Origin of the sequence: Psychrobacter sp. (assembly GCF_030457785.1) — a bacterium.
Taxonomy (GTDB): domain Bacteria; phylum Pseudomonadota; class Gammaproteobacteria; order Pseudomonadales; family Moraxellaceae; genus Psychrobacter.
Genome location: NZ_JAKDUI010000195.1, coordinates 1 through 5164, shown reverse-complemented (window position 1 = coordinate 5164; position 5164 = coordinate 1). Strand labels below are relative to the sequence as shown.

Annotated in this window: 5 protein-coding genes; all 5 read right to left on the bottom strand. The window is 45.7% G+C overall.

Annotated elements, in window-relative coordinates; translation table 11 throughout:
• Positions 1–7: 7 nt before the first annotated feature.
• A complete protein-coding gene (locus tag L0J61_RS09105; protein WP_301466130.1) occupies positions 8–733 on the bottom strand; it encodes a ZIP family metal transporter in 726 nt (241 codons plus the stop codon).
• A 214-nt stretch (positions 734–947) separates the two neighbouring features.
• Entirely contained in the window at positions 948–2222 is a 1275-nt protein-coding gene (gene gltS / locus L0J61_RS09100; protein WP_301466129.1) for a sodium/glutamate symporter, read from the bottom strand.
• 162 nt (positions 2223–2384) lie between these two features.
• A complete protein-coding gene (locus L0J61_RS09095) occupies positions 2385–2735 on the bottom strand; it encodes a barstar family protein (RefSeq protein ID WP_301466128.1) in 351 nt (116 codons plus the stop codon).
• Between the two features lies 1 nt (position 2736).
• Positions 2737–3471, bottom strand: coding sequence for a ribonuclease domain-containing protein (locus L0J61_RS09090; RefSeq protein WP_301466127.1), 735 nt, complete (start codon positions 3469–3471; stop codon positions 2737–2739).
• Between the two features lie 392 nt (positions 3472–3863).
• Positions 3864–5164: glutamate-5-semialdehyde dehydrogenase (locus tag L0J61_RS09085; protein ID WP_301466126.1), on the bottom strand; the 1301-nt coding region annotated here is incomplete at its 5' end.

Here is a 5164-nt window from a genome sequence, read left to right as displayed (position 1 = left end):
TCGGTCGTTAACTGCTCGTGCTTGGGCGCAACTTTAATTGTTGGGTTTGGTATAACGCCAATGCCAAGACAAGTCCGATGCTTGCACTGATGCCTGCCCAGTGGTTGCCACGCTTAAAGGCAGTGGGAAATACTTCGGTCGCCAACGAGGCAATGACCGCACCAGCTGCAAAACAGTTGATGGCACTAATGATTGCGTCGTCGACATTTTTCAGGAAAACCTTGCCTAAGATGGCGGCAAGCGATAACAAAACGGCAGCACCAATCCAGAGCATTAATACCTTCTTGTTGCTGTTGCCATTTTTACGCATCTCTTTGGCGCCGCCTGCAGCTTCTGGAAGGTTGGACAGCAAGATAGAGCCAGCCAGCGCTGCCACTTGCATCACGTTTCCGCTAAGCAGGGATACACCCAGTGCTAGGTTTTCTGGTACACCGTCAAGCGTGATGGCAGCCAACAATCCGGTGCCACCTTCCGCATTTAGCTTTTCATCAATGAGGTAGTCGACACCCGAAAACACCAAGGCACCCAATAACGTAAAAGCCCCTGCTATGAGAACCCCGCTATCAATAACGGCTGGTTGCAGCAACTCGAAGACCACTGATATCATCAGTGCGCCACCGGCCAGTGCCAATAAGTTACCTTCGAGCCAGTTGGGTAACTGACCATATAAACCCCAGAGTGCCCCTACGGTGAGGGCTCCTGATACGACGATAATGACTGCAAACATCAACATAGTGCGTTCCAATTGCTGTAGCTACTGTATTGATAGCGACAAATAGTTTTCATGTCATTATAAGTTGAGTAACGAGGAAATAAGATCTCATCTCTGACTTGCCTTTTTAATGGTTTGTGTTTAAAAAAGTCTCGATAAAAAGCCCCGATTATAAAAATATAATCGAGGCTTATTTACACCAACTCGGTCTGATTTCTACTAAGTAGCCTACAGCCTACATAAACGGCAACTTGGTAAATATTTGCAGTATCGTTGCATTAACGATATCGACAAAGAACGCGCCGACCATTGGTACAATCAAAAATGCTTTAGGTGAAGGTAGATAACGGTCAGTCACTGCTTGCATGTTAGCAATCGCTGTGGGGGTTGCACCCATACCAAAACCACAATGCCCTGCTGATAATACCGCTGCATCATAGTCTTTGCCCATCACCTTAAAAGTAATTAGGTAAACATAAATAAGCATAATGACCGTCTGCACCAGTAAGATCACCAATACAGGTCCTGCCAAATCAGTCAGCTGCCATAGTTTTAGAGACAGCAGCGCCATGGCCAAGAATAGGCTCAAAGAGGCATTACCAAATACATCAATCGAACGATCAAACATATCAAAGTTGAAGACCATCGTTAGCACATTGCGAATGATGACGCCGCCTGCTAGTGCCCATACGAACGTAGGAAGCTCAAACCATGTGCCTTCAGCCACCATTGTCATCACATCGGCAAATGCCAATGCCGCTGCAAATAGCGCCAAAGTCTCGATAGTAGAAGAGGCAGTAATGAAGCGCATGCTATCAGGTCTTTCAAAGATATCTTTATTGCTATGAGCAGACTCTTCGTCATGCTTGGTACTATATAACGACTGCGCACCAGCAACTTTCTCAATATCACTAGGATCAGGATTGGCTGGCGTTGGTTTTAGACCAAGTCGATTGATCAAGCGTCGGGCAACAGGACCACCGACGATACCACCAGCGACCAAACCATAAGTAGCAACCGCAATACCGAGCGTCGTTGCACCGACCACACCATAGTCTTCTTCTAAAGTAATACCCCAAGCACCTGCCGTACCATGACCACCCGTCAGAGCGATAGAGCCCGTCACCAGACCGAGCAGAGGATCTAATCCCAACGCGCTAGCCATTGCGACACCGACGATATCTTGTAGCATGATAAATGCCGACACCACGATAGTAAAAATCAATAACGGTGTACCACCTGCTTTGAGCCTACTAAAGTCAGCACTCAAACCAATTGACGCAAAGAACATCAGCATGGTAGCTGTCTGTAAACCTTGATGGAAATTAAAGCTATACCCCCAAACCATATTGAGGGCATAAACAACCACTGCTGCGACCAGACCACCAGCAACAGGCTCTGGAATATTAAAATCTTCTAAAAACTTGACTCTTCTAACCAAAAAACGCCCAAGTAGCAGTACTAAGGTCGCTAATATCAGGGTGTAATAACCGTTTAAGGTAATCTCCATAGGTTAATCCTTTCTATAAAATGAAGTAACTTGAATTCGGGATAAATGTGGCTTTATCTCGAATTCAGGTTGTTGTATTTACGATTGAGTATGTGGGCGTGTTAAACACTCGGCCAGTACACTGACAAGGATCTATGTAGACAATACCTATGCAGACAGTTTCTATTCGGGCGGCACAATAATCCATAGCTGCGGCTTGCCAAACGTCTGATAAGCCTCTTCGATGATGTTTTTGAAAACATTAAAATCTTCGGTGTTTATTTTTTTTATAGTTGTCAGATCTAATGTCAAATGTCTGGCCTCGCTATCAGTCAAACAGTCCCATGCACTGTCCCAGTTATGTGAGAAATAACTGGGAAAGTCACAGGCTGTAGCCAGACTAGATAGCAGGGTGACTTTATCGAGTGCGCCACCCACGCGTATGGTAACAGCCTCAGTTGGAATGCTGGCATGAAGTGCTGTACCGTTTTGGTTAATGTGGTCTTGCTTAATATAATGTATGGCTTGGCTCATATTATTTTACGTCCAGTTTTTTGAAGCTGTCATAGTGGTCAACGGTTAGGTAATAGATGGTGGGCGGATTTCCTCCTGTGACGATACGCCGTGCTCCACGATGGGAGACGCCCGGCGTTGGCACTGTGTATTCTCGATAGTAGCCTTGAGATTGTGAGGGCAGTCGGCCTTCACGATTATAAAAAGTCGTGCCGTCTTTGTTTGGATAAGGGAATGGTCCACCTTGCTGAATGAGCTGAATGGTGGTGTCTATTTGAGCGTCACCAGTGATACTGGTGGTATTGGATTGTTCGCTTTCGGAGTATGTTGATGAAATTTCTGTTGAATCAACGCCATTACTTAAAACTCCAGATGGGATATCACCAAAAAAATAAACAGCGGCAGCAATAAGGGCAAGCACACTGAATAAAGTTGAGCGTAAGCTTTTTCTGTTTTGCCTGTTATACGTCTTTTTACTCTGATGGTGGTTATTGGTAGTGGTTGTTGATGCAGATTTAGGTAGTTCAGTATCGTCTGGGCTCTCTTGAATGTTAAGCAAGAATGGAGTCACTTCTGTGGCGCGCAATTGGTTTTTATCATTGCGTTCGCTATTGAAATAGACCTTTTGACCGACAGTGATGGGCTGGGGCAATCGTGCTTTACTCACGTGAAAAAACACATCTTCGTTTTGGTTGTCCACATTGATAAATCCGTAGCCTTTTTCTTGATTCCAATGCTTGATTTCGCCACTTTGCATGAGGCTAGGTTCCTATAAAATGTGATTATTATCTGAAATATAGTTGAAATATTTCAAAGTCGCTACGGTATTGCTGGTGTCCATTTTTTGCAGCCTCTATCTACGTGAGCGCAGCAATCTAGAAAAATTTGCATCAGCAGTGCGTGTTGTAGCGGTATTACTTTTCACTGACCGTAGTAGCTCTAATGGTACAACATAATCTTTGTGGCACATATATGACACGTTTGAGGATGTGGTACCCCTAAATAAAAAAACGCCAGCGATGAGCTGACGTTTTTATTCGGGTGTGCTGGATTCTGTCGTCGGGGATAGAATAGTACTGACTATAAATAGTAATGACTATAAATGTCGAGTTAATTCACCCCAACTTAGGGCGTGGCAAACGCAGCGGGTTAGGCGCGAGTTTCGCCATTACCATACACGATCCACTTCTGTGAGGTCAGTCCTTCCAATCCAACAGGGCCACGAGCATGGATCTTATCTGTCGAGATACCAATCTCAGCACCCAGACCATATTCGAAACCATCCGCAAAACGGCTAGAGGCGTTGATCATAACGCTGGCTGAGTCCACTTCTCGGATGAAGCGTTGCGACTTAGTATAGTTATCGGTGATGATGACATCGGTATGATGACTGCCATGGGTGTTGATATGTTCAATCGCCTCGTCGATACCTGCCAAGACTTTTACCGCTAGGATGGGCGCAAGGTATTCGGTGTCCCAATCTTCGCTAGTCGCTGCCGATAGATGGCCCTTGAGAGCAGCGCTGTCTTTTAGGATAGCCTGAGACTTTTCGTCAAGGCGCAGCTGCATGGCGTCGTCAGCAGCGACGATGGCTTCAGCAATTTTTGGCAGTAGTTCATCAGCGACTGACTCATCGACCAATAGGGTTTCCATGGTGTTACAAGTGCCGTAACGATGGGTTTTTGCATTAACGCTGACTTTGACAGCCGTATCTGCATCTGCATCGCTATCAATAAAGGTATGACAGTTACCATCTAGATGTTTGATGACAGGAACTCGGGCATCATTACTGATACGTGCAATCAAGCCTTTACCGCCGCGTGGAACGATGACGTCAACATAGTCAGTCATGGTGATCAACTCACCAACAGCAGCACGATCCGTGGTTTGTAGTACCTGTACGCAGTGCTCAGACAGTCCAGCGTTTTTTAGACCTTCTAAGATACATTTGGCAATCGCTTGGTTGGACTCAAATGCTTCAGAGCCACCGCGTAAAATAATAGCGTTGCCAGATTTTAGCGCCAGTGAAGCGGCTTCCAAGGTGACATTAGGACGTGATTCGTAGATCATGCCGACCACACCGAGTGGCACACGCATCTTGCCTAAATGAATCCCTGATGGTCGGTAAGTCATGTCAGTCACTTCACCGATGGGGTCAGGCAGTGCGGCCACGTCTTTCAAACCTTGAAGCATACCGTCGAAGCGAGCATCATTTAGCTCTAGACGGTCAAGCAGGGCAGAATCCAAATCATTTTTTTGACCATTGTCCATGTCGATTTTATTAGCAGCCAATATGTCTGATTTGGCATTTTTTAGTACATCATGGATAGCCATTAATGCTGAGTTTTTATCGCCAGTATTTGCTGCAGCGAGGACACGTGATGCCGCTCGTGCTTGTTTGCCGACAGATTGCATATATGCAGTAACATCTGTGGTATTCGCTTGACTCA